Source organism: Streptococcus sp. E17BB (assembly GCF_041807725.1).
GTDB classification, from domain to species: domain Bacteria; phylum Bacillota; class Bacilli; order Lactobacillales; family Streptococcaceae; genus Streptococcus; species Streptococcus entericus.
In genome coordinates this window covers 1-316 of the sequence record NZ_JBGTZC010000010.1, presented here as the reverse complement: position 1 = coordinate 316, position 316 = coordinate 1, and the positions used below count along the sequence as shown (strand labels likewise).

Here is a 316-nt window from a genome sequence, read left to right as displayed (position 1 = left end):
TAAACATGTCCATGGTGATGACCTTAACACGGTTCCTGACGTCTCTCGGATAGCGCAGAAAGTGGTTGCGAATGGTGGCTTTGGTTCGACCATCTAGAATAGCTAGGATTTTGAGTGAATCAAAGTCCTGTGCGATAAAGCTCATTTTGCCTTTCTTGAAGCTGTACTCGTCCCAGCTCATGTTAGTTGGCAGCCAGTTCAAGTCTGTCTTGAACTGAAATTCCTTTAGTTTTCGGATGACCGTTGAGGTTGATACGGTTAGGCTTTCAGCGATGGCCGTCATGGCGACTTTCTCCATCAATTTTTGAGCGATTTT

Annotated in this window: 1 pseudogene (cut by a window edge); it reads right to left on the bottom strand. The window is 45.3% G+C overall.

The window, feature by feature from the left end:
- Positions 1–316, bottom strand: a pseudogene (locus ACERC7_RS03460) (ISL3 family transposase); its annotated part reaches 699 nt to the left of the window's first position; the annotation flags it as partial.